This window comes from Allobosea sp. GW821-FHT03A12 (assembly GCF_058986765.1).
In genome coordinates this window covers 459,805-482,773 of the sequence record NZ_JBYSVZ010000006.1, presented here as the reverse complement: position 1 = coordinate 482,773, position 22,969 = coordinate 459,805, and the positions used below count along the sequence as shown (strand labels likewise).

The 22,969-nt window shown below is 67.7% G+C and carries 25 protein-coding genes; 14 read left to right on the top strand and 11 right to left on the bottom strand.

The window, feature by feature from the left end; genetic code table 11:
- The first annotated feature begins 34 nt into the window (after window positions 1-34).
- The 11 genes from AC3WLC_RS24685 to AC3WLC_RS24635 all read left to right on the top strand — a co-directional run bounded on the left by AC3WLC_RS24685 (window position 35) and on the right by AC3WLC_RS24635 (window position 9,163).
- Window positions 35-199 (top strand): Flp family type IVb pilin, encoded by a 165-nt coding sequence (locus AC3WLC_RS24685; RefSeq protein WP_493686550.1) that lies wholly within the window; start codon window positions 35-37, stop codon window positions 197-199.
- A 59-nt stretch (window positions 200-258) separates the two neighbouring features.
- Window positions 259-423, top strand: coding sequence for a Flp family type IVb pilin (locus AC3WLC_RS24680; RefSeq protein WP_493686550.1), 165 nt, complete (start codon window positions 259-261; stop codon window positions 421-423).
- 58 nt (window positions 424-481) lie between these two features.
- Window positions 482-646, top strand: coding sequence for a Flp family type IVb pilin (locus tag AC3WLC_RS24675; protein WP_493686549.1), 165 nt, complete (start codon window positions 482-484; stop codon window positions 644-646).
- Between the two features lie 171 nt (window positions 647-817).
- Window positions 818-1,330 carry an A24 family peptidase gene (locus tag AC3WLC_RS24670; RefSeq protein ID WP_493686547.1) on the top strand — a complete coding sequence of 171 codons (513 nt, stop codon included), beginning with the start codon at window positions 818-820 and terminating at the stop codon, window positions 1,328-1,330.
- A gap of 125 nt (window positions 1,331-1,455) precedes the next feature.
- On the top strand, window positions 1,456-2,232 hold the full coding sequence (gene cpaB / locus AC3WLC_RS24665; protein ID WP_493686546.1) for a Flp pilus assembly protein CpaB: 777 nt from the start codon (window positions 1,456-1,458) through the stop codon (window positions 2,230-2,232).
- Window positions 2,229-3,710: a type II and III secretion system protein family protein gene (locus AC3WLC_RS24660; protein ID WP_493686545.1), complete on the top strand. Its 1,482-nt coding sequence runs from the start codon at window positions 2,229-2,231 to the stop codon at window positions 3,708-3,710. The genes cpaB and AC3WLC_RS24660 overlap by 4 nt, the downstream gene beginning before the upstream one ends.
- Before the next feature lie 28 nt (window positions 3,711-3,738).
- On the top strand, window positions 3,739-4,473 hold the full coding sequence (locus tag AC3WLC_RS24655; protein WP_493686544.1) for a CpaD family pilus assembly protein: 735 nt from the start codon (window positions 3,739-3,741) through the stop codon (window positions 4,471-4,473).
- A complete protein-coding gene (locus AC3WLC_RS24650; RefSeq protein WP_493686543.1) occupies window positions 4,473-5,729 on the top strand; it encodes a CpaE/TadZ family protein in 1,257 nt (418 codons plus the stop codon). The genes AC3WLC_RS24655 and AC3WLC_RS24650 overlap by 1 nt, the downstream gene beginning before the upstream one ends.
- 2 nt (window positions 5,730-5,731) lie before the next feature.
- A complete protein-coding gene (locus tag AC3WLC_RS24645) occupies window positions 5,732-7,174 on the top strand; it encodes a TadA family conjugal transfer-associated ATPase (protein WP_493686542.1) in 1,443 nt (480 codons plus the stop codon).
- An 18-nt stretch (window positions 7,175-7,192) separates the two neighbouring features.
- The gene (locus AC3WLC_RS24640; protein WP_493686541.1) at window positions 7,193-8,173 is read left to right on the top strand and encodes a type II secretion system F family protein; all 981 of its coding nucleotides are present in this window, start codon (window positions 7,193-7,195) and stop codon (window positions 8,171-8,173) included.
- Window positions 8,174-8,185: 12 nt separating this feature from the next.
- On the top strand, window positions 8,186-9,163 hold the full coding sequence (locus tag AC3WLC_RS24635) for a type II secretion system F family protein (RefSeq protein ID WP_493686540.1): 978 nt from the start codon (window positions 8,186-8,188) through the stop codon (window positions 9,161-9,163).
- 141 nt (window positions 9,164-9,304) lie between these two features.
- Here the strand turns inward: AC3WLC_RS24635 and AC3WLC_RS24630 are convergent, their stop codons facing one another.
- Window positions 9,305-10,144, bottom strand: coding sequence for a tetratricopeptide repeat protein (locus tag AC3WLC_RS24630; protein ID WP_493686539.1), 840 nt, complete (start codon window positions 10,142-10,144; stop codon window positions 9,305-9,307).
- 141 nt (window positions 10,145-10,285) lie between these two features.
- On the opposite strand from AC3WLC_RS24630, the gene AC3WLC_RS24625 reads away from it, so the two are divergent.
- The 3 genes from AC3WLC_RS24625 (at window position 10,286) to AC3WLC_RS24615 (ending at window position 12,996) form a co-directional block, all read left to right on the top strand.
- The gene (locus AC3WLC_RS24625) at window positions 10,286-11,671 is read left to right on the top strand and encodes a leucyl aminopeptidase family protein (protein ID WP_493686538.1); all 1,386 of its coding nucleotides are present in this window, start codon (window positions 10,286-10,288) and stop codon (window positions 11,669-11,671) included.
- A 74-nt stretch (window positions 11,672-11,745) separates the two neighbouring features.
- Window positions 11,746-12,099 (top strand): MarR family winged helix-turn-helix transcriptional regulator, encoded by a 354-nt coding sequence (locus AC3WLC_RS24620; protein WP_493686537.1) that lies wholly within the window; start codon window positions 11,746-11,748, stop codon window positions 12,097-12,099.
- A gap of 39 nt (window positions 12,100-12,138) precedes the next feature.
- Window positions 12,139-12,996: a C40 family peptidase gene (locus AC3WLC_RS24615; protein ID WP_493686536.1), complete on the top strand. Its 858-nt coding sequence runs from the start codon at window positions 12,139-12,141 to the stop codon at window positions 12,994-12,996.
- Between the two features lie 104 nt (window positions 12,997-13,100).
- Here the strand turns inward: AC3WLC_RS24615 and AC3WLC_RS24610 are convergent, their stop codons facing one another.
- The 10 genes from AC3WLC_RS24610 to AC3WLC_RS24565 form a co-directional block, all read right to left on the bottom strand.
- Window positions 13,101-14,045 (bottom strand): 2-hydroxyacid dehydrogenase, encoded by a 945-nt coding sequence (locus tag AC3WLC_RS24610; RefSeq protein ID WP_493686535.1) that lies wholly within the window; start codon window positions 14,043-14,045, stop codon window positions 13,101-13,103.
- 14 nt (window positions 14,046-14,059) lie between these two features.
- Window positions 14,060-15,367 carry a thymidine phosphorylase gene (deoA, locus tag AC3WLC_RS24605; RefSeq protein WP_493686534.1) on the bottom strand — a complete coding sequence of 436 codons (1,308 nt, stop codon included), beginning with the start codon at window positions 15,365-15,367 and terminating at the stop codon, window positions 14,060-14,062.
- The gene (deoC, locus tag AC3WLC_RS24600; RefSeq protein WP_493686533.1) at window positions 15,367-16,128 is read right to left on the bottom strand and encodes a deoxyribose-phosphate aldolase; all 762 of its coding nucleotides are present in this window, start codon (window positions 16,126-16,128) and stop codon (window positions 15,367-15,369) included. The genes deoA and deoC overlap by 1 nt, the downstream gene beginning before the upstream one ends.
- Before the next feature lie 2 nt (window positions 16,129-16,130).
- A complete protein-coding gene (locus tag AC3WLC_RS24595; RefSeq protein WP_493686532.1) occupies window positions 16,131-16,943 on the bottom strand; it encodes a purine-nucleoside phosphorylase in 813 nt (270 codons plus the stop codon).
- Window positions 16,944-17,003: 60 nt separating this feature from the next.
- Window positions 17,004-17,414 carry a cytidine deaminase gene (locus tag AC3WLC_RS24590; RefSeq protein WP_493686531.1) on the bottom strand — a complete coding sequence of 137 codons (411 nt, stop codon included), beginning with the start codon at window positions 17,412-17,414 and terminating at the stop codon, window positions 17,004-17,006.
- A complete protein-coding gene (locus AC3WLC_RS24585; RefSeq protein WP_493686530.1) occupies window positions 17,415-18,386 on the bottom strand; it encodes an ABC transporter permease in 972 nt (323 codons plus the stop codon).
- Between the two features lie 3 nt (window positions 18,387-18,389).
- Window positions 18,390-19,490, bottom strand: a complete 1,101-nt coding sequence (locus AC3WLC_RS24580) for an ABC transporter permease (RefSeq protein WP_493686529.1) — start codon at window positions 19,488-19,490, stop codon at window positions 18,390-18,392.
- Window positions 19,487-21,019 (bottom strand): ABC transporter ATP-binding protein, encoded by a 1,533-nt coding sequence (locus tag AC3WLC_RS24575; RefSeq protein WP_493686528.1) that lies wholly within the window; start codon window positions 21,017-21,019, stop codon window positions 19,487-19,489. The genes AC3WLC_RS24580 and AC3WLC_RS24575 overlap by 4 nt, the downstream gene beginning before the upstream one ends.
- Before the next feature lie 13 nt (window positions 21,020-21,032).
- Window positions 21,033-22,034, bottom strand: a complete 1,002-nt coding sequence (locus AC3WLC_RS24570) for a BMP family lipoprotein (RefSeq protein ID WP_493686526.1) — start codon at window positions 22,032-22,034, stop codon at window positions 21,033-21,035.
- A 132-nt stretch (window positions 22,035-22,166) separates the two neighbouring features.
- Complete coding sequence (locus AC3WLC_RS24565; RefSeq protein WP_493686525.1) at window positions 22,167-22,937, bottom strand: SDR family oxidoreductase; 771 nt, start codon at window positions 22,935-22,937, stop codon at window positions 22,167-22,169.
- Window positions 22,938-22,969: the final 32 nt, after the last annotated feature.

Sequence of the window (22,969 nt, the reverse complement as noted above, 5' to 3'; positions counted from 1 at the left end):
GTTGCAGCCGAGCGCGATGGTAAAGGAAACGATCATGAAGAATCTGCTTGCGCGCTTCGCCAAGGATGAGTCGGGCGCGACCGCCATCGAATACGGCCTGATCGCCGCCCTGATCGCGGTGGTCTGCATCGGCACCTGGACCGCGATCGGCCCGGCGCTGAAGGCCAAGTTCGACCTGGTTCTCGCCGGCCTCAAGTAAGAAAACCGAAGCGCCAGCGACGGCGGTTGCAGCCGAGCGCGATGGTAAAGGAAACGATCATGAAGAATCTGCTTGCGCGCTTCGCCAAGGATGAGTCGGGCGCGACCGCCATCGAATACGGCCTGATCGCCGCCCTGATCGCGGTGGTCTGCATCGGCACCTGGACCGCGATCGGCCCGGCGCTGAAGGCCAAGTTCGACCTGGTTCTCGCCGGCCTCAAGTAAGAACACCGACGCGTCAGCGACGGCGTTGCAGCCGAGCGCGATGGTAAAGGAAACGATCATGAAGAATCTGCTTGCGCGCTTCGCCAAGGATGAGTCGGGCGCGACCGCCATCGAATACGGCCTGATCGCCGCGCTGATTGCCGTGGTCTGCATCGGCACTTGGACCGCTATCGGTCCGGCTCTCGATACCAAGTTCCAGGCGGTTCTCGCCGGCCTCAAGTAAGAACGCAGCGCGGCAGCGCCCGCCCTGCAACGACAAAAGACGCCTCGGAGTCCTCCGAGGCGTTTTTCTTTTGGGAAGCGAACTGGGCTTGCTTCTGCGCTGTCCTGGTAAGGCTTTGGTGACAGGGCCCGACCTATCGTCTCTCGCGTTTGCCGTATTCGGATGGGCGTCATGTCGCTATCGATGATCGCTGTTCTCGTCGTCTTTCCAGCTGCGATGGCCTATGCCGCGGCCAGCGACATGGTGTCGATGACGATCTCCAACCGGCTTTGCCTGGTTCTCGTCGCCGGCTTCGCGATCTGCGCGGCCAGCGTCGGCCTGAGCTGGACGCAGCTGGGCTGGCATCTGGCTGCCGGCTTCGTCGTCCTCTGCGTCAGCTTCGGCTTCTTCGCGGCGGGCTGGATCGGCGGCGGCGATGCCAAGCTTGCCGCGGTGACGGCGCTCTGGTTCGGGTTCGATCAGCTGCTGCCCTATGTCTTCATCTCTGCGGTCGCCGGCGGAGCCCTTACCCTCGCGCTGCTCAGCCTGAGGAAAATGCCCTTGCCCCGGCCGGCATTGGGTTGGGGGTGGGCGCAGCGCCTGCATGACAAGAACGAGGGTGTGCCCTATGGCATCGCCCTCGCGTTCGCCGCACTCGTCGTGTTGCCGGACACTACGATCTGGCGCGCCGCGATCGGTTTCTGACGGCGCGGTCCTGCTCCGGCGCGGTCGATCCGCACAAAAAGATACCTCCGGTTAACCATAAGTTGACGATTCGAAGGCCACGATCCGGCTGAGGGTTGGCGCATGCCGACCAAGGATCCTGTGCCATGAGTTCCGCCCGCATCATCATTCTCGCCATAGCGGTCGTCGCCGGCCTCGGGGCAGCGCTCCTGATCAGCCAACCGCCGAAGGTCACGACGCCGTCCGAGACGAAATACGAGCCGGCGCCGACGGTCGAGGTGCTGGTGGCGGCCGCCGACATCCCGCTCGGCAACAAGCTTTCGGCTGGCGACCTCAAATGGCTGGCCTGGCCGCTGGCGAGCCTGCCCTCGGAGGTGATCCGCCGCCAGGATCTTCCCGGGGGCGAGGCCGAATTCGTCGGCCAGATCGCCCGCGCGCCGCTCTACGGCTCGGAGCCGATCCGTCGCGAGAAGCTGCTCAAGGCCGATTCCGGCTTCCTCTCGGCGATCCTGCCGCCGGGCAAGCGTGCCGTTGCCATCACCACCGACAATCGTGGCGCCAATACTGCCGGCGGCTTCGTCCTGCCCAATGATCGCGTCGACGTGATCCGCACGACCCGTGACGACAGCAACTCCAGGGATGGCTCGGCGCCGGTCAGCGAGACCCTGATCGCCAATGTCCGCGTGCTGGCGATCGGCCAGAACATCCAGGAGAAGAATGGCGAGAAGGTCGTCGTCGGCGAGACCGCGACGCTCGAGCTCGATCCCAAGCAGGTCGAGGCCGTCACCCTGGCGCAGAAGACCAGCAGCCTGTCGCTGTCGCTGCGCAGTCTCCAGGACGCCGGCGACAAGAGCTCGCCCAGCGAGGATGGGGGGCTGACCCTCGTGCGCTACGGCGTCGTCACCAAGGCGGTGAAGCCATGACCCCGATGCCGAACCCAGATCGCGGCCGTCTCCGCAAGCACCCCTTCGCGCTATCGCTGGCGGTCCTGTCGCTGGCCATGCCGATCTCCGGCACGCCGGTTCTGGCGCAGAGCAAGGGCGCTGCACCGGTGCTGAATGTCGGCGCCAGCGAGCATGCGATCTCGCGGCGCCTCGACCTCTCGATCGGCCGCTCGCTGATCGTCGAGTTGCCGCGCGACGCCAAGGAGGTCTTCGTCGCCAATCCCAAGGTGGCGAACGCCGTGGTGCGCTCGGCCCGCAAGCTCTTCGTCATCGGCATGGCCGACGGCTCGACCTCGATGTTCGTGATGGACGCCGAGGGCAGGCAGATCACGGCGCTGGAGATCGAGGTTGGCCGCGATCTCAACGTGCTCCGCACAACGCTGCGCACGGCGATGCCGGGCGCTGACATCCAGGTCAAGCCGGCCGGGAACTCGATCCTGCTGGTCGGCAATGTCGCGAGCGCCTCCGAAGCGACGCAGGCCATGGACATCGCCAATGCCTTTGTCGGTATCTCCGGCGAAGGCGCGAACGCGAGCAAAGGCGCGGTGATCAACTCGCTGACGATTCGCGGCCGCGACCAGGTCATGGTCAAGGTCACGGTGTCCGAGATTGCCCGCAAGGCGATCAAGCAGCTCGGCATCAACTCGACTGGCGAATGGAAACTCGGCAACTTCAGCATCAGTCCGAAGATCGACACGCCGTTCTCGCTGCAGCCGCAGCAGCTGGCTGCAACCGCGATCGGCGCCGGCATCGGCAACTCGACCAATATCACGATGCGAGCGCTCGAGCGCGCTGGCCTGTCCCGCGTGCTGGCCGAGCCGACCGTGACGGCGATCTCGGGCGAAAGCGCCAAGTTCAGCGCCGGCGGCGAGGTCCCGGTTCCGAGTGGCTACACCTGCGACAACAACAATCGCTGCGTTCTCAACATCACCTACAAATCCGTCGGCGTCTCCCTGAACTTCACGCCGATCGTGATGTCCGAGGGCAAGATTTCGATGCGGATCGCCACCGAGGTCACAGAGCTCGATTTCGAGAACCAGCTGCGTCTCAACCCCACCGAGAGCACGGCGGTCAACGCGCCCGGCTTTCGCGTCCGTAGATCGGACACGACGGTGGAGCTGCCTTCGGGCGGAACCTTGGCGACGGCCGGTTTGATCCAGCGCGTTTCGCGCCAGGCGATCAACGGACTGCCGGCGCTGATGAACATTCCGATCATCGGCGCGATGTTCCGCTCGCGCGACTATCAGCGCGAGGAGACCGAGCTGATGATCGCGGTGACGCCCTACATCGTGAAGCCGGTCGGCCCCAACGGGCTGCAGCGGCCGGATGACGGCTTCGTCGAGGCGCATGACGCCCAGACGATCCTGATGGGCCGGCTGAACAAGATGTACGGGTCGACGAGCGGCGGGCCGATTCCGCAGGCCTACAAGGGCCGCGTCGGCTTCATCGCCGATTGATGACGGGGCCGCGACGAGGATGGCGATCATGATCGTGACCAGCAAGCCGCTCCGCGCAGGCCGGGCCACGCTGCCCGCTGTGCTCGGCGCCGCGCTCCTGCTCGGGGCCTGCGCCAAGGGCGACCTCTCGACCTCCGGGGTTCCCGTCGACACCCGCGAGCGCCATCCGATCGTGCTGCGCGACGCGCCGCGTTCGCTCGATGTCTTCGTCGGCCGGGCCGGCGGCGGGCTGGATCCGCGCCAAGCCGACGACGTCGCCCGCTTCGGCGAGGATTATCGCCGCAGCGGCAAGGGCGGATTGGTCGCCGAGGTCCCGACGGGGACCGGGCGCGATCTTGCCACCCACGACACGCTCGACGGTATCCGCCGCTCGCTCGCCCGGGCCGGCGTATCGCCTGGCCAGCTTTCGGTCAGGACGTATCGCATCGCCGATCCCGAGCTCGCCTCGCCGATCCGTCTGACCTACGCCTCCTTGCAGGCCGGACTCCCGCATTCCTGCGGGCAGTGGCCGACCGATCTCGGCGCCTCCAGCTACAAGACGGATGCGATGAACGAGCCCTATTGGAACTTCGGCTGCGCCACCCAGGCCAATCTCGCGGCGCAGATCGCCGATCCGCTCGATCTGGTGCGCGCGCGCGGCGAGGGCCGGCTCGACACGCAAAAGCGCATGGAGGCGATCAAGAAGCTGCGCGAGGGCAAGGATCCCTCGACGCAGTATCGCCAGGAGCAAACCAAGATCAGCGACGCCGTCGGAGGCAAATGATGGCGAGCACGCCGGGATTTGAGCCGGAGACGGGCGGCGAGGAGATCATCGCACCGCTGCCGCGCGTCACCTTGCAGGCCTTCTGCGAGACGCAGGACGTCGCCGCCGCGATGCAGGCGGTGACCACCGACAGGCGTATGGACAAGGTCCAGGCCCGCATCCAGATGGGTGGCCCGGCGGCGGCGGTCGAAGCGTTCCGGGGCGCGCCGACGCCGAACGTGATCGTGCTCGAGACGATCAGGGAACCGGCTGTGCTGATCGGCAATCTCGATGCGCTTGCTGAGAGTTGCGATCCTGGCACCAAGGTCGTGGTCATCGGCCATGTCAACGATATCCAGCTTTATCGCGAGCTGATCCGGCGCGGCGTCAGCGACTATCTCGTCGCTCCGTTCGGGGTCCTCGACCTGCTGCGCACGTTGTCCGAGCTCTACGCGGCGTCGGGGTCGGCGACGCTCGGGCGCACCATCGCCGTCGTCGGCGCCAAGGGCGGCGTCGGCGCTTCCACCGTCGCGCACAACGTCGCCTGGGCGATCGCCCGCAATCTTGACGCCTCGACGGTGATCGCCGATCTCGACATCCCCTTCGGCACCGCCGGGCTCGATTTCAACCAGGATCCGCCGCAGGGCATCGCCGACGCCGTGTTCGCGCCCGAGCGGCTCGACGCCAACATGCTCGACCGGCTGCTGTCGCGCTGCAGCGAGAATCTCTCTCTGCTCGCCGCCCCGGCGATGCTCGACCGCACCATCGATCTCGGCGAGGACGCGTTCGATCTGCTGTTCGACCTGATGCGCACCAGCGTGCCCTGCATCGTGCTCGACGTGCCGCATCTGTGGGCCGGCTGGGCCAAGCGGGCGCTGGTCGGGGCCGACGAGGTCGCGATCGTCGCCGCCCCCGAGCTTGCTTCGCTCCGCAACGCCAAGAACCTCGTCGACTTGCTGCGGGCTGCCCGGCCGAATGATGCGATGCCCCGCCTGATCCTCAACCAAGTCGGCTTGCCCAAGCGGCCGGAGATCGAGGCGGCCGAATTCGCCAAGGCACTCGGGATCGAGGTGATGAGCTCGATCCCGTTCGATGCCCAGCTCTTCGGCACTGCGGCCAACAACGGCCAGATGATCGCGGAGGTCCAATCGGGCAGCAAGGTGGCCGACGCCTTCGTGCAGATCGGGACGGCTCTCACCGGGCGCGGCGAGCAGAGGCGCGGCAAGCGCAGCCTGTTCGAACCGCTGATGGCCAAATTGATGCGTCGGAAGGCCTGACCATGTTCGGCAAGCGACAGGCGAGCGCACCGGCTCTGACGAGCGCACCGCACGCAGCGCCGCCTGCGCCGGTGCGCGGGGCGGAGCAGCGCCCGGCTGCGGTCGAGGCGCGCAAGCCGGCGCCGCCGTCCGTGCCGACGGAGGCGCCGAAGTCCGACGAATACTACCAGATGAAGAGCATGATCTTCGGTGCTCTCATCGAAGCGATCGATCTCTCGCAGCTGGCCAAGCTCGACGGCGAATCCGCGCGCGAGGAAATCCGCGACATCATCAACGAGATCATCTCGCTGAAGAACGTCGTGCTCTCGATCGCCGAGCAGGAGGAGCTGCTCGACGACATCTGCAACGACGTGCTCGGCTACGGACCGCTCGAGCCGCTGCTGGCCCGAGACGACATCGCCGACATAATGGTCAACGGGTCCGGCAAGACCTATATCGAGACCAGCGGCAAGATCCAGCTGACCAGCATCCGCTTCCGCGACAATGCGCAGCTGATGAACATCTGCCAGCGCATCGTCAGCCAGGTCGGACGCCGCGTCGACGAAGCCTCGCCGATCTGCGATGCGCGCCTCGCCGATGGCTCTCGCGTCAACGTCATCGCGCCGCCGCTCGCCATCGACGGGCCGGCGCTCACCATCCGCAAGTTCAAGAAGGACAAGCTGACGCTCGATCAGCTCATGCGTTTCGGAGCGATCTCGCCTCCGGGCGGCGAAATCCTGAAGATCATCGGGCGTGTTCGCTGCAATGTCGTGATCTCCGGCGGCACCGGATCGGGCAAGACGACGCTGCTCAACTGCCTGACCAACTATATCGAGCACGACGAGCGCGTCATTACTTGCGAGGACGCGGCCGAGCTCCAGCTGCAGCAGCCGCATGTGGTGCGCCTCGAGACCCGCCCGCCCAATCTTGAGGGTACGGGTGCAGTGACGATGCGCGATCTCGTCAAGAACTGCCTGCGCATGCGCCCTGAGCGGATCATCGTCGGCGAGGTGCGCGGACCCGAGGCCTTCGATCTACTCCAGGCGATGAACACCGGCCATGACGGCTCGATGGGCACGCTGCACGCCAACACGCCGCGCGAATGCCTGAGCCGTATCGAATCGATGATCACCATGGGCGGCTTCAGCCTGCCTTCGAAGACGCTCCGCGAGATGATCTGCTCCTCGATCGACGTGATCATCCAGGCCCAGCGCATGCGTGACGGTTCGCGCCGCATCACTCACATCACCGAGGTGATGGGCATGGAAGGCGATGTGATCATCACCCAGGACCTGATGCTCTATGACATCATCGGCGAAGATCCGAACGGGCGGTTGATCGGGCGGCATCGCTCGACCGGCATCGGCCGACCACGCCTGTGGGAGCGTGCGCGCTATTTCGGCGACGAGCAGCGGCTCGCCGCGGCGCTCGACCAGCTCGAGGCCGAGGGCCGGGCCGACGCCTGATCGGGAGCAGGGCACGTCATGGACTATGGCCAGATCGCCGCCGCCATCCTCGCCGCCATCTCGGCGGGCGGCATCGCCTACGCCCTGTTCTATCCGAGGCTCAGCGGCCAGGCGCGCGCCGAACAGCGCCGCCGTGAGTTCGCCGCTCCGGCCGCGGTCCGCGCCGCGGCCGATCGCGAATCGCAGAGCCAGGCCCGGCGCGGGCAGGTCGCGCAGAGCCTGAAGGACATCGAGAATCGCGAGAAGGCACGCCACAAGATCACCATCGAAGGCCGGATCGAACAGGCCGGGCTGTCCTGGTCGCGCAAGCAGTACTGGCTGCTCGGCGTCGTCATGGGCATTGTCCTGGCCATCGTACTCCTGATCATCTCGGGCAACTGGGTCATGATGCTGGTCGGCTTGCTGGTCGGCCTGCTCGGCCTGCCGCGCTGGTATCTGGCCTATCTCGGCAAGAAGCGGATGCTGCGTTTCATCAACGAATTCCCGAACGCGCTCGACGTCATCGTGCGCGGCATCAAATCGGGCCTGCCGCTGAACGATTGCCTGCGCATCATTGCCAGCGAGGCCCAGGAGCCGGTCAAGTCCGAGTTCCGGCTGATCGTCGAAGCGCAGACGCTCGGCCTGTCGCTGACCGACGCCGCCACCAAGCTGTACGAGCGCATGCCCTGCACGGAGGCCAATTTCTTCGGCATCGTCCTGGCGATCCAGCAGAAGACCGGCGGCAATCTCGCCGAGACCCTGGCCAACCTGTCACGCGTGATCCGCGAGCGCCGCAAGATGCGCGACAAGATCAAGGCTGTGTCGATGGAGGCCAAGGCATCCGCCGCAATCATCGGCTGCTTGCCGCCGGCCGTCGCCGGCCTCGTCTATCTGACGAGCCCAGGCTACATGGACGCCCTCTTCTACACGGATCCGGGGCGCATCGCGCTGGCCGTCTGCGGCGTCTGGATGATGACCGGCGTGCTGGTCATGCGCAAGATGATCAACTTCGAGATCTGAGGAGCTTTCACCATGGTCGCGCTCCTGATCGAGACCCTCACCGACATGAGGATCCTGTTTGCCCTGATCGGCGGAGTGGCCGTGGCCGTCACGATCATGACCGTGGCGGCGCCCCTGCTCGAAGGCAATGTGCTGGGCAAGCGCATGAAATCCGTCGCCACCGAACGCGACAAGATCCGCGCCCGGGAGCGCGACCGGCTGGCGCGCCAGGTGGACAAGGTCTCGCTCCGGCAGGAGCCGAAGGCGTTCATGCGAAATATCGTCGAGCGCTTCAAACTCGGCGATTGGCTGGGGACCGAGACCGCCAAGAAGCAGCTCACCATGGCAGGCTTCCGCGGTCAGCAGGCCGAGGTCGGCTTCCTCTTCTTCAGGCTGGTCACTCCGATTGGCCTCTTCCTGTTCGCGTTGTTCTACCTGTTCGTACTCAATGATCTCGGCCAGACGGTCATCGTGCGGGCCGGGATCGTGATCGGCGCCGCCTATCTCGGCATCAAGGCACCTGAAATCTACCTGTCCAACACGATGGCCAAGCGCCAGTTGTCGATGCGGCGCGCCTTTCCGGATGCGCTCGATCTGATGCTGATTTGCGTGGAATCAGGCATGTCGATCGAGCTCGCCTTCCGCAAGGTCTCGAGCGAGATCGGCAGCCAGTCGGTACCGCTGGCTGAAGAGTTCGCGCTTTGCACGGCCGAACTTTCCTATCTCTCCGAACGTCGGCAGGCTTATGAGAACCTTGCGGCGCGCACGGGCCTGGAATCGGTGAAGTCGGTCTGCACCGCGCTGATCCAGGCCGAGCGCTACGGCACGCCGCTCGGCACCGCCTTGCGCACGCTTGCGCAGGAAAGCCGTGATCAGCGGATGAACGAGGCCGAGAAGAAGGCGGCCGCCCTGCCGCCGAAGCTGACCGTGCCGATGATCGTGTTCTTCCTGCCGGTGCTCTTCGTGGTGATCATGACCCCGGCGGTGCTGAAGGCCCTCAGGGCCTTCTGACGATTGCGCCCGGACGGGCCTTAACGCCTCGTTCCTGCAAGGCGAGCCAAAGGGTCGGGGAACGGCAGGGGGGGTGTTGGCTGATGGCGGCGAAACATTCGGCGCAATCACAGCCATTGTAAGTCCAAGCCGGCCCGGCGATCAGCCGGTTGGCTGGGCGGCCGTTTCGGGCGTCGCCGTACGCGCCGCCGGCTTCGCCTTGCCGCGCAGCATTTCCCAGCTGTTGGGCTGGCTGACCGAGCGGCGCAGATAGGCGATGGTCGCCGAGGCCTCGGCCGGGCTCATGTCCTGGCGGGCGAGCTGCTCGGCCTCCTGGAAACGCCCCTGCAGGCCGAGGACCAGGACGAGATTCTGGCGCACCCTGCCGTCGGAGCCCTGCGCTGTCGCGGCATCGCGCAGCACGCGCTCGGCGTCGGGCAGACGCTTCGACAAGGCGAGCGACAGGCCGAGATTGGACATCACCGTCGGCTCGTTCGGCACGAGCTTGAGCGCGGCCGCATAGAGCTGCTGGGCGCGATCATGCTCGCCGAGCTGGTCGGCGACGGTGCCTTGCGCCGACAGGATGCGCCAATCCGGCTTTTCCGGCGTATGGGCCCGGCCCAGCACATCGTCCGCCTGCTTCAGGCGGCCATTATCGGCCAGCGAGCGGCCATAGGCGCCGAGCAGCTCCGAATCGTCGGTATGGATGATCACGGCGCCTTCCAGGACGGCGAGCGCCTGGGCGTTCTTGTCGAGCGCGCGCAGGGCCCGTGCATAGAAGAAGGCGGCGTTGCGGTCGCGCTGGTTCGCTTCATAGCGCTTGCCCCAGTCGGCTTCTTCGCCACGCCACTGCGCCTCGGTGCGCGGCTGGGTCTGCCGGGTACCGATCGAGCCGGTGACGTCGCCGGGACCGCCGCGCATCTGGCAGGCGCCGAGCGCGAGGCAGAGGGCCGAAGCTGCGGCGAGATGGCCGAAACGGAGGGCGCGGAAGCGGATGGACATAGGCTCAGAATGCCTCGCCGGTACGGGAAAGCTGTTGCCCTCGGTGATAAAACGTTAACCCTAACGGACTGTTAATCATGCGGATCGGGGCCTGCCCTGCATGCTGGCGCCCGGAATTCCGTCATTCGAGGTTCGTCGATCGTGCACCCGTTGCTGCTGCCTGCCGGAACACCCGCCATATCCGTCCATTGCGTCGCCAAGGCCGATTGGCCGGCCCTGCGCGACGGGCTCGCGCCGCTGGCGCGCAGCTTCGCCCAGGCGCAGGGGTTCGAGGCCCGGCCCGGCCAGCATGCCCTGCTGCCGGATGCCGCCGGCGCTCTCGCCGCGGTGCTGCTCGGTGTCGAGCCCGCCGGGCCGCGCCGGCGCGATCCCTTTGCGCCCGGTCGCCTCGCCGCCACCTTGCCGGCGGGTGACTACGCCTTGGCGGGTGATATCGGCGATGCCGGCCTCGCCGCACTCGGCTGGCTGCTTACCGCCTACCGCTTCGAGCGCTATCGCAAGCCCAAGCCGGCTCTGGCGCGGCTCGTCCTGCCCGAGGGCGTCGATGGCGATGAGCTGGCCAATCTCACTGAGGCCAGCGCGCTGGCGCGTGATCTCGTCAACACCTCGGCTGCCGATCTCGGCCCGGCCGAGATCGAGGCGGCCGTGCGTGGGCTCGGCGAAACCTATGGTGCCGAGGTCGCCAGCACGGTCGGCGACGATCTGCTCGCGGCCAATTTCCCGATGATCCACGCGGTCGGCCGGGCCTCGCCCCGGGCGCCGCGATTGATCGAGCTGCGCTGGGGCCAGCAGGGCGACCCGAAGGTCACCCTCGTCGGCAAGGGCGTCGCCTTCGACACAGGCGGGCTCAATCTCAAGACCGATGCCGGCATGCTGCTGATGAAGAAGGACATGGGCGGCGCCGCGGCGGCGATCGCGGCGACCAGCATGATCATGCGCGCGAAGCTCAAGGTGCGCCTGCGCCTGCTGGTGCCGGCGGTCGAGAACGCCGTCTCCGGCGCCTCCTTCCGGCCCGGCGACGTCCTGCAGAGCCGTAAGGGGCTGACCGTCGAGATCGGCAACACCGACGCGGAAGGGCGGCTCATCCTTGCTGACGCGCTGGCGCTCGCCGACGAGGAGGCGCCGGAACTGCTGATCGACTACGCCACGCTGACCGGTGCCGCCCGCGTCGCGCTCGGGCCCGATCTGCCGCCCTTCTACACCCATGACGACGGGCTCGCCGCCGAGATTGCCCGCCTGAGCGCTGCGGTGAACGATCCGGTCTGGCGCATGCCGCTCTGGCCGCCCTATGACGGCATGCTCGATTCCAAGATCGCCGACCTCAACAACGTCTCCGGCGGCGCCTTCGCCGGTTCGGTGACTGCCGCACTCTTCCTCAACCGCTTCGTCGAGAAGAGCCGTTCCTACGCCCATTTCGACATCTATGGCTGGAACCCGTCGACCAAGCCCGGCCGGCCCGAAGGCGGCGAATGCCAGGCGGCGCGGCTGACCTACGCGCTGGCGAAGCAGCTCTACGGCGTGCGTTAAGCCTGCCGCGCGGCTCTGCTTGCGCGGCGATCCGGGTGCGATAATGATACGGCCCCGTAACGATCGGGGACGGCATGGTGCTGGAGATCAAGCCGACGCAGGCGCTCAGGCTCTGGCGCGAGGTGCATCTCGATCTGGTGCGCGACACGCAAGCCGATTTGTCGGTGCGCCAGACCGCGATCCTTCTGACCATTTATCTCGAATTGCCGCCGCACACCGTGCGCGGCCTCGCGGCGCGGCTCGGCGTCACCAAGCCGGTGATCACCCGCGCCCTCGACAGCATGGGCAAGCTCGGCCTGGTCAGCCGCAAGCGCGATGAGCTCGACAAGCGCAACGTGGTGATTCAGCGGACCGTCGCGGGCGCCCTGGCGGTCGAGCATCTCGCTGATCTCGTCACGGCCCGGGCGCGTGAACTGGGGCCAACCTGAGCGCTTCGCCCGTTAACCGGACAGGGTTACAGTGCCGGCATGAGCACGAATCTCGACCGCCGCCTCACCCCCGCCCGCCCGGACCTTGCCGCCCGTCATCTCGACGGCCAGGTCGAGGCGCTCGCCTTCGTCGATCCGATCCCGATGCGGGTAGTGACGCCGTCGGCGCCGCTGCGGCGTGAGCCGAGGCCCGACGCGCCTTTGGACACCGAGGCGCTCGCCGGCGAGGCGGTCAGGGTCTACGAGCAGCATGAGGGTTGGGCCTGGGGCCAGCTCGTCGGCGATTCCTATGTCGGCTACCTGCCGGAGGATTGTCTCGCCGGTGATGCGTCGGTGCCGACGCATCACGTCTGCGCTCTCCGGACCTTCGTCTATCCCGGCGCCTCGATCAAACTGCCGCCGCTCGAGGCGTTGTCGCTCAATGCCGGGGTCGCGGTCATCGGCGAGAGCGGCGACTTCTTCACCACCGGCCATGGCGGCCACATCTTCAAGCAGCATCTGAGCCCGCGCGACCGGCATGAGCCGGATTTCGTCGCTGTCGCCGAGCGCTTCCTCAACGTTCCCTATTTCTGGGGCGGCAAGACCAGCCTCGGCCTCGACTGCTCGGCCCTGGTCCAGCTCTCGCTGGCGGCTGCCGGCGTGGCCGCGCCGCGTGACTCCGATATGCAGGAGCGGGGACTGGGCGAGGCCGTCGCCTTCGACGATGGCCTCGCCGGCCTGCGCCGCGGCGATCTCGTCTTCTGGAAGGGCCATGTCGGCATCATGACGGACCCCGACACGCTGCTGCACGCCACCGCCTATACGATGAGTGTGATCAGCGAACCCCTGCACCCGGCGCGCGACCGCATCCTTGCTCGCAATGGTGGCCCGATCACTGCGATCCGCAGGCTGGGCTGACCGTCATTGCGAGCGCAGCGAAGCAATCCAGGGGGACGTAGAGCCCAGCGGCTCCTGGATTGCTTCGTCGCTGACGCTTCTCGCAATGACGGGTACGTGTCGCATCAGTAACCCCGGCTGGGATCGACGACGTTCTGCAGCTCGCCGCCGGCCTCCAGCCGCCTGATCTGCGCTGCGATCTGGTCGGCGACGGTCTCGGGCGCCGACATGGCGGAGTTGTGCGGCGTCACCGTCACGGCCGGATGGGTCCAGAGCCGCGACTCCTTCGGCAGCGGCTCGGTCTCGAACACGTCGAGCACCGCTTCCCGGAGCTCGCCGGCGTCCAGTGCCGCGAGGATGTCCGTCTCGACTTGCAATTTCCCGCGGCCGGCATTGATCAGCGCCGGCCCGCCGAGCCGGCCATTGCGCGCCAGCTGGGCGAGCAGCGGGCGGTTCAGGATGCCCTCCGTCTCCGGCGTATGCGGCAGCAGGACGACTAGGATGTCGGTGCGGGCCAGGAGGGCGGCGAGGCCGTCCTCGCCCGAGAAGGTCGCGAGCCCATCGATCGTCTTCGGCGAGCGGCTCCAGCCGGCGACGTCGAAGCCGATCACCTGCAGCTTGCGCGCCGCATCCTGGCCGAGTTCGCCAAGCCCCATGACGCCGACGCGGACCTCGCGCGCCGCCGGCTGGTGGCGGTCGTCGTCCCAGGACTTCTCGCGCTGCTGCCGCTCATAGCGGCGCTGCTGGCGCAGCTGCATCAGGCAGTGCATGACGACATATTCGCTCATCCGCGTCGTCAGGTCGGGGTCGATCACCCGGGCGATCGGCGCCTGCGGCAGCCGGCTGTCGGTGAAGAGGTGGTCGACGCCGGCGCCGAGCGAGAAGATCGCGGCGAGATTGGGCAGGCCGGCGAGGCTGCCCTCCGGGTGCTTCCAGCTCGCGACATAGTGGACGGCGCGCCGGTCGAAGGGCTCGCCGAGCGTGACGATCGGCAGGTCGGGCAGCAGCGCCGCGAAGCGCTCGCGCCAGCTCTCGACATGCCAGCCGGTGATCGCCAGAAGCAGGCTCATGGGCGAAAAGACTCCTAGGCAGGGATGATCAGCGGCCCACGCGTAACAGCGGTCTCGCCGCGGCGATAGGCGCTCTTCAGGCGGATGCGGGCGGCGTCGAAGCCGGCCTCGCTGCGGGCATGGATGATACCGAGCGGCCGGTCGGGCCCGACGCGCTCGCCGAGCCCGGCGAGCTCGGTGATCCCGACGGCATGATCGATCTCGTCCTGCGGGCGGGTGCGCCCGCCGCCGAGCGCGACCACGGCGAGGCCGACTCCGCGCGTGTCGATCGCCTCGACCAGGCCGGGACGGTCGGAGAAGACCGGGCGGACGATCGGCGCCCGCGGAAAATGCCGTTCGGGATGCTCCAGCAGGTCGGCCGGGCCGCCGAGCGCCGCGATCATATGGATGAAGCGCTCCGCCGCCGCGCCGCTGGCGAAGGCGTCCTCGATCTTCGCAATCGCCTCCTCGCGCGTCGCCGCCAGCCGGCCGAGCAGCAGCATCTCGGCCGAGAGCGCCACCGTGACATCATGGAAGCGCGGCTCGCGCCGCCGCCCGGTCAGATGGTCGAGCGCATAGGCCACTTCGAGCGCGTTGCCGGCGGCGGAAGCGAGCGGCTCGCTCATGTCGGTGAGCAGCGCCCGCGTCGGCAGGCCGGCGCCGTTGCCGACATCCGACAGGCTCTGCGCCAGCGCCTCGGCCCTGTCGAAATCGCGCATGAAGGCGCCGGAGCCGAACTTCACGTCCATGGCGAGGCCGGAGAGGCCGGCAGCGAGCTTCTTCGACAGGATCGAGGCAGTGATCAGCGGGATCGATTCAACCGTGCCGGTGACGTCCCGGATCGCATAGAGCCGCTTGTCGGCCGGGGCGAGATCGGCGGTCTGGCCGATGATGGCGCAGCCGGCCTCACGCACGACATGGCGGAAGAGGTCGATCCCCGGCTGGGTGACATAGCCCGGCACGGCGTCGAGCTTGTCGAGCGTGCCGCCGGTATGGCCGAGGCCACGGCCGGAGATCATCGGGACATAGCCGCCGCAGGCCGCGACCGCCGCGGCGAGCGGCAGCGAGACCGTGTCCCCGACGCCGCCGGTCGAATGCTTGTCGAGCGCGGGGCCCGGCAGGTCGCGCCAGTCCAGTACCGTGCCGGAATCGCGCATGGCCAGCGTCAGCGCGACGCGCTCCTCGGCATCCATGTCGCGGAAGAAGATCGCCATGGCGAAAGCGGCGGCCTGGCCCTCGCTGACCGAGCCGTCGGTCAGGCCCGCGATCATCTGGCGGATGTCGTTAGCGCCCAGGCGCTCGCCGTCGCGCTTGGCGGCGATGATCTCCTGCGGCAGGCGCATCAATAGGCTCCGTCGGTCCGTTCGGCCGGGGCGGTGCCGGCGATGATGTCGGCGAGCACGCCATAGAGGCCGCTGGCGCCGAAGCGGAAGGTCTTTGCCGTCGCCCAGCCCGGCCCCATGATTTCGTCGGCGAGGTCGAGATAGGTTTTCGCGTCGGCGAGCGTGCGCAGACCGCCGGAAGGCTTCAGGCCGACCGGCCTCCCCGAGGCCTTGATCGCCTCCAGCATGGTGCGGGCGGCCGCCGGCGTGGCGGAGGTCTTGGTCTTGCCGGTCGAGGTCTTGATGAAGTCGGCGCCCGCCGCGATGGCGAGCTTGGAAGCGGCGCGCACGGAAGTCTGATCCGGATATTCGCCGGTTTCGAGGATGACTTTCAGCGTCTTGTCGCCTGAGCTGCCGCGCGCTTCGGCGACCATTTCGCGGGCGATCTCGGCATCTCCGGCGAGGAAGGCCCGCCAGGGCAGCACGAGATCGATCTCGTCGGCGCCATCGCCGATGGCTTCGGTGATATCGCTACCGATCAGGTTGCAATTGCTGTTGCCGGCCGGGAAGTTGATCACGGTGGCGATCCTGACCGGCGACGCCTTCAGCGTCTGGCGCGCCAGCTTGAGGAATTGCGGCCAGATGCAGATCGCCGCGACCGGACCGGGCGCCGCGACAGCGCGGGCACAGAGCTGCAGCGTGCCGGTCTCGTTCGCCTGGTCGGAGAGATCCGTCAGGTCGAGCAGGCGTAGCGCACGCAAAGCGAGATCGGCATCCGACATGATCAGAGCTCGCTCAGGAAGGAACGCAGCACGCGGCGCAGCGCCGTGGTCGCGGTCGCCGCGACGTCGCGCGTCTCGCCATGGCTGGGCGCGCCGCCGAGGATGCCGGCGCCCATATTGGTGATGATCGAGAGGCCAGCGACGCGCAAGCCGTAGCGCCGCGCCAGAATCACCTCAGGCACGGTCGACATCCCGACGAGGTCGGCGCCGAGCGTCTTGGCCATCTTGATCTCGGCCGGCGTCTCGAAGCTCGGTCCGGAGAACCACATATAGACGCCCTCGCCCATATTGGCACCGCTCGCGGCGGCCGCCTTCTTCAGCCGGGCGCGCAGATGCGGATCATAGGCGTCGATCATCGGCACGAAGCGGCCGTCGCCGGTATCGCCGACCAGCGGGTTCGGGCCGTTGTAGTTGATGTGGTCTGTGATCAGCGCCAGGCTGCCGGGCCGAAGGTCCGGACGCAGCGAGCCGGCGGCATTGGTCAGCACCAGCGGCGGCGAGCCGAAAGCGGCGAGCATGCCGAGCGGCACGCGCATGATGGCAGGATCGCCGGTCTCGTAGAAATGCGCGCGGCCCTCGAAGACCAGCACCCGCTTGCCGTGCAGCACGCCATAGCTCAACCGCTTGGCATGGCCGGAGACCGAGCCTTTCGGGAAGCCGGGGATCTCCTCGAACGGGATCGAGATCGGCTCGACCATGTCGTCGATGATCCGGCCGAGCCCGGTGCCGAGCACGATGGCGCAGTCGATGCCGCCATCGATGCCACGATCGATCAGTGTCGATGCCGCTTGGTCGAAAAGCGCATCAGCCGCCATGTTGTTGCTCCATCGGCGCGTTGGCCGCGCTCATCGGGTCGCCTTGAGGGCGCCCGCAAATCAGGTCGGCAAATTGGCCGGTCCGAACGAGGCTGGCAACAGCTCGGCCAGCGAAAAGCGCGCGCGGATGCCCTCGGGCCCGGCAATGGCGATCGGCGTCTCCGGCGCGGCGAATTCGCGGATGCGCTGGCGGCAGGCGCCACAGGGCGTCACGAGCTCGGCGCCGTCGCCGATGACGGCGATCGCATGGATGGCCCGCGCGCCGCCGGCGATCATCGCCGAGATCGCGCCGGCTTCGGCGCAGGCGCCGACGGGATAGGCGGCGTTCTCGACATTGCAGCCGGGGTAGACCCTGCCGTCATCGGCCAGGATGGCGGCGCCGACCTTGAAGCGCGAATAGGGCGCATAAGCCTTCTGCTGCGCGGCGAGAGCCGCGGCGAAGAGGGCGTCGAGATCGGGTTCGGCGGACACTCAGCGTTCCTTGACATAAGGCAGGCCCGACGCCTTCGGCGGCGTCGCCTTGCCGATGAAGCCGGCGAGCAGCACCACGGTCATCACATAGGGCAGGGCCTGGATCGCCTGCACCGGGACCAAGCCTATGCCGGGTAGGCTGACGCCTTGAAGCCTGATTGCGACCGCGTCGAGCAGGCCGAAGAGCAGGCAGGCGAACAGCGCCGGCCAGGGCCGCCAGTTGGCGAAGATCACCGCGGCAAGCGCGATGAAGCCCTTGCCTGCGGTCATCTGCGGCAGGAAGCCGGCCGATTGCGAGACGGCGAGATAGGTGCCGCCGAGGCCACAGAGCGCGCCGCAGATGATCACCGCGGCATAGCGCAAACCGGCAACCGAGACGCCGGCAGTGTCGACCGCGGCCGGGTTCTCGCCGACGGCGCGCAGGCGCAGGCCGAAGCGTGTGTGCTTCAGCGTCAGCGCCGTCAGCACGAGGGCGAGCACGGCGAGATAGACCGGCGCAGTATGGCCGGAGATCGCGATGTCGTAGATCGGGCCGAAGACCGGGATGTCTTTGAGCGCGCCAACGAAAGGCAAATCGAGTTCGGGGAAGCGCGCCGCGCCTTCGAGGTTCGGCGTGCGCCCGCCCTGGCCATACCAGGCATTGCCGAGGATGGCGGTGAGCCCGACTGCCAGCATGTTGATCGCGACGCCGGAAACGATCTGATTGCCGCGCCAGGTGATCGCGGCAAAGCCGTGCACCAGCGACAAGGCGATCGCGGCGAGCATGCCGGCCCCAAGGCCGGCCCAGGCTGAGCCGCTGTGATAGGCGACCACCGCCGAGGCGAAGGCGGCGATCAGCATCTTGCCTTCGAGACCGATGTCGACGACGCCGGAGCGCTCCGACCAGAGCCCGGCGAGCGCGGCGCAGAGCAGCGGGATCGACAGCCGGATCGTCGAATCGAGGATGACGGCGAGCGTCTGGACGATCTCCATCGCCTAGCCTCCGCGCCCGAGAGCGAGCACGCTCGCCACCAGCCGCCGGAACAAGCCGTCGAGCGCGCCGGCGAAGAGGATGACGATGCCGCCGATCACCACGACCATGTCGCGGGTGATGGTCGGCTTGTCGAAGGAGAGCTCCGCCCCGCCCTGATAGAGCACGCCGAAGAGCAAAGCGGCGAGGCCGACGCCGACCGGGTGGCCGCGCCCCATCAGCGCCACCGCGATGCCGACGAAGCCGTAGCCGGCGGTGAAATCGAGCACCAGCCGGTGCTGCACGCCCATGGCTTCGTTGACCGCGAGCCCGCCGGCGAGCGCGCCCGAGATCGCCATCGCCACCATGATGATCCGCGCCGGCGAGATGCCGGCATAGGCGGCAGCGCGGGGATTGGCGCCGACGGTTCGGATCGCATAGCCGAGCCGCGAGCGGTAGATCAGCGCCCAGACGGCAACGAGCGAGGCCAGCGCCAGCAGGAACGAGGTGTTGAGCGGCGTCGACGGCAGCTTCAGCCCGAAGGCGCCGAGCAGTTCGTGGATCGGCGTCAGCACCGCCTGCTTCGGGAAGTCCGGGGTTTCCGGCTGCATCGAGCCCGCTTTCCCCATCACCTCGACCAGGAGATAGACGATCAGCGTCGCCGCGATGAAGTTGAACATGATCGTGGTGATCACGACATGGCTGCCGCGTGTCGCCTGGAGATAACCGGGGATGAAGGCCCAGAGCGCCCCGCCCGCCGCCGCGGCGAGGATGGCGAGCGGCACCAGCAGGATGCCCGGCAGCGGCGCGAGCCAGAGGCAGGCGAGCGCGGCGAAGATGCCGGCGATGGTCGCCTGGCCCTCGCCGCCGATATTGAACAGGCCGGCATGGAAGGCGACCGCGACGGCAAGGCCGGTGAAGATGAAGTTGGTGGTGTAGTAGAGCGTGAAGCCGAGGCCTTCGAGGCTGCCGAGCGAGCCCTTCAGCAGCAGCGTCGTCGCCTCCAGCGGGCTTTCGCCGATCGAGAGCACGACGAGCCCGGCGACGACGAGCGCCGCCGCGACCGAGACCAGCGGGACGAGGGCGGTATCGGCCCAGCGCGGCAGATCGATCGGGGCAGCGCTCATGCCGCGCGCTCGCTGACGCCGGCCATCAGCAGGCCAAGATCGCGCTCGTCGGTCGCCACCGCCTCGCGCTCGCCGGTGATCTGGCCGCCGCAGAGCGCCAGGATCCGGTCGGAGAGCGCCATCACCTCTTCCAGCTCGACCGAGACGAGCAGGATCGCGACGCCCTGATCGCGCAGGGCGATCAGGCGGCGGTGGATGAACTCGATCGCGCCGATATCGACCCCGCGCGTCGGCTGGCCGACCAGCAGCACCTTCGGCGCCCGCTCGATCTCGCGGGCGAGCACGATCTTCTGCTGATTGCCGCCGGAGAACTTGGCGGTCTTCAGGTTTGGATCGACAGGACGGACGTCGTAATCCTGCATGCCGGCGCGGGCGTGCTGCTCGACCAATGTCGGCGACAGGAAGGGGCCTCGCCCGAAGGCGGGGTCGTCATGATAGCCGAGGATCGCGTTCTCGGCCGCGGCGAAGGCGGTGACGAGGCCGGTCCTGAGCCGGTCTTCGGGAATATGCATCAGGCCGAGCTTGCGCAGATTGGCCGGGTTGCGGTCGGTGGCGTTGAGGATCGTCCCGCCGAGCCGGATCACGCCGCGCGCCGGCTGGGTCAGACCGGCGAGCACATCGAGCAATTCGCTCTGGCCGTTGCCGGCGACGCCGGCGATGCCGACGATCTCGCCTTCATGCAGGGTCAGGCTGGCGTCGCGCAGCGTCTCGCAGCCACGCTCGTCGATCACGGAAAGGCCGGCCGCCTCCAGCACCGGTGCCCCGCGCTGGCGCGGCGCCTTCTCGACGCGCAGCAACACGCGCCGGCCGACCATCGCCTCGGCGAGCTCGGCCGGCGAGGTCCGTTCGGTCTCGACATGGGCGACCATCTCGCCGCGCCGCATCACCGAGACGCGGTCGGTCACCGCCATGATCTCGCGCAGCTTATGGGTGATCAGGATCACCGTCTTGCCCTGCGCCTTCAGCGCCCGCAGCAATTCGAAGAGCTGGTCGGCTTCGGCCGGGGTCAGCACCGCCGTCGGCTCGTCGAGGATCAGCACCTGCGCGCCGCGATAGAGCGCCTTCAGTATCTCGACGCGCTGCTGCAGGCCGACCGAAAGCTCCCCCACGATCGCGTCGGGATCGATGGCGAGCCCGTATTCCTGGGACAGCCGCGCCAGCTCGGCCCGGGCCTTGCCGATGCCGCGCTTGAGCAGCGCTCCGCCCTCGGCGCCGAGCACAATGTTCTCGACGACGCTGAGCGGCTCGACCAGCATGAAGTGCTGGTGGACCATGCCGATCCCGGCGGCGATCGCATCCGACGAGGAGCGGATCCTTCGCGCCTCTCCTCCGACCCGGATCTCGCCGGCATCGGCCTCGTAGAAGCCGTAGAGGATCGACATCAGCGTCGACTTGCCGGCGCCGTTCTCGCCGACGATGCCGTGGATCGAGCCGGCGGCGACCGAGAGCGAGACGTCCTTGTTGGCCTTGACCGGGCCGAACGCCTTGCTGATGCCGCTGAGCTCGATGGCGGGGTGCGGGCTCGTCACCGGTGGTGCCGGCTCACATCGTGCACTTGGAATCCGACATGTAGTCGTGGACCTTGACGGTGCCGGCGATGATGTCGGCGCGGGCCTTGTCGGCGGCGGCCTTCATCTCGGGCGTGATCAGCGCCTTGTTGTTGTCGTCGAGCGCCCAGCCGACGCCGTCTTCCTTCAGCCCGAGCACCGAGACGCCGGGCTTCCAGGTGCCGTCGCGCGCCTCCTTGAACGAGGTGTAGGCGGCAACGTCGACGCGCTTCAGCATCGAGGTCAGCACCTTGCCGGGATGCAGCATGTTCTGGTTGGAATCGACGCCGATGCCGAGCTTGCCGGCATCCGCCGCAGCGCGCAGCACGCCGATGCCGGTGCCGCCGGCGGCGTGGTAGATCACGTCGGCGCCGCGGTCGATCTGCGACTTCGCGAGCTCGCCGCCCTTGACGGGATCGTTCCAGGCGGCCGGGGTCGAGCCGGTCATGTTCTGGAAGATCTCGGCGTCCTTCTTGCCGGCCTTGACGCCCTGGACATAGCCGCAGGCGAACTTCCGGATCAGCGGGATGTCCATGCCGCCGACGAAGCCGACCTTGCCGGTCTTCGAGGCGAGGCTGGCGAGGAGGCCGACGAGATAGGAGGCCTCATGCTCCTTGAACACGACCGACTGCACGTTCGGCAGCTCGACCACCATGTCGATGATGGTGAACTTCAGGTTCGGGAACTCGGCTGCGACCTTCTGCAGCGCGGTCGCCTGCGAGAAGCCGACAGCGATGATCGGCGAATGGCCGTCGCGGGCGAAGCGGCGCAGCGCCTGCTCGATCTGCGCGTCGTTGGTCGGTTCGAAATCGCGGAACTCGACGCCGGTCTCGGCCTTGAACTTCTCGGCCCCGACGAAGACGCCCTCGTTGAAGGATTTGTCGAACTTGCCGCCCTTGTCATAGACGATCGCCGGCTTGATCGCGGTCTGGGCCATGGCCGCCATGGCCGAAAGGGCGACGCCCGCCAGAGCGAGCGCGAGAGATTTCAAACGCATCGAGCCGTTCCCCTGTCACACGCGGAATGGTTGCGCCATTCCTGCCTGCGGTCACGATGGCACGGCTTGCGGACGGGGCCAAGCGGGCTTGCAGGCCCGCCCGGCGATATGTGTCACATATGAACAGTCGCCTCAGCCACGCTGGATCGAGACGCCGCCATCGGCGAGGAAGGCCGTGCCGGTAACGAAGCTCGACGCATCCGAGGCGAGGAACAGCGCGGCGCGGGCGATCTCCTTGGGCTGCGCCATCCGCTTCAGCGCGTGGATGCCCTCGACGAAGGCGAGTACCTCCGGGCCGGCGCCGGGCGCATTGGTGGTTGCGGCTGGTGTATCGGTGCCCCCCGGCAGCAGGGCGTTGACTCGGATGCGCTTGCCGCCGAGCTCGGCCGCGAGCGCCTTTACCAGGCCGATCTGCCCGGCCTTGCTGGCAGCATAGGCCGACATGCCGGCGAGGCCGGCGGTGTAACCGACGAAGCTCGCGGTGAAGATCAGCGAGCCGCCGCCGCGCGCTTCCAGCGCCGGCGCCTGGTACTTCGCGCCGAGAAAGGCGCTGGTCAGGTTGCTCTCGATCACCTCATGCCAGCTTTCGCTCGCCATCTGCCCGATCGGGCCGAGCTCGCCGATGATGCCGGCATTGTTGAAGCCGATGTCGAGGCCGCCGAAGCGCTCGGTCGCGGTCTCGACCAGGCGCTGCGCCAGCGCCTCCTGACGGATGTCGCCTGCGACTGCGATCGCTTCGCCGCCCGCCGCTGCGATTTCGTCTACTAGCCTGTCGAGCTCGATTTGCCGCCGCGCGGTGATGACCAGCCTGGCGCCCTCCAAGGCGAACAGCTTCGCCGCCGCCCGGCCGATGCCAGAGCTCGCGCCGGTGACGATCGCGACCTTGTCCTTCAGTGCCGTCATGTCCTGTGTCCTTGTTCAGGGAATGCGGCGCG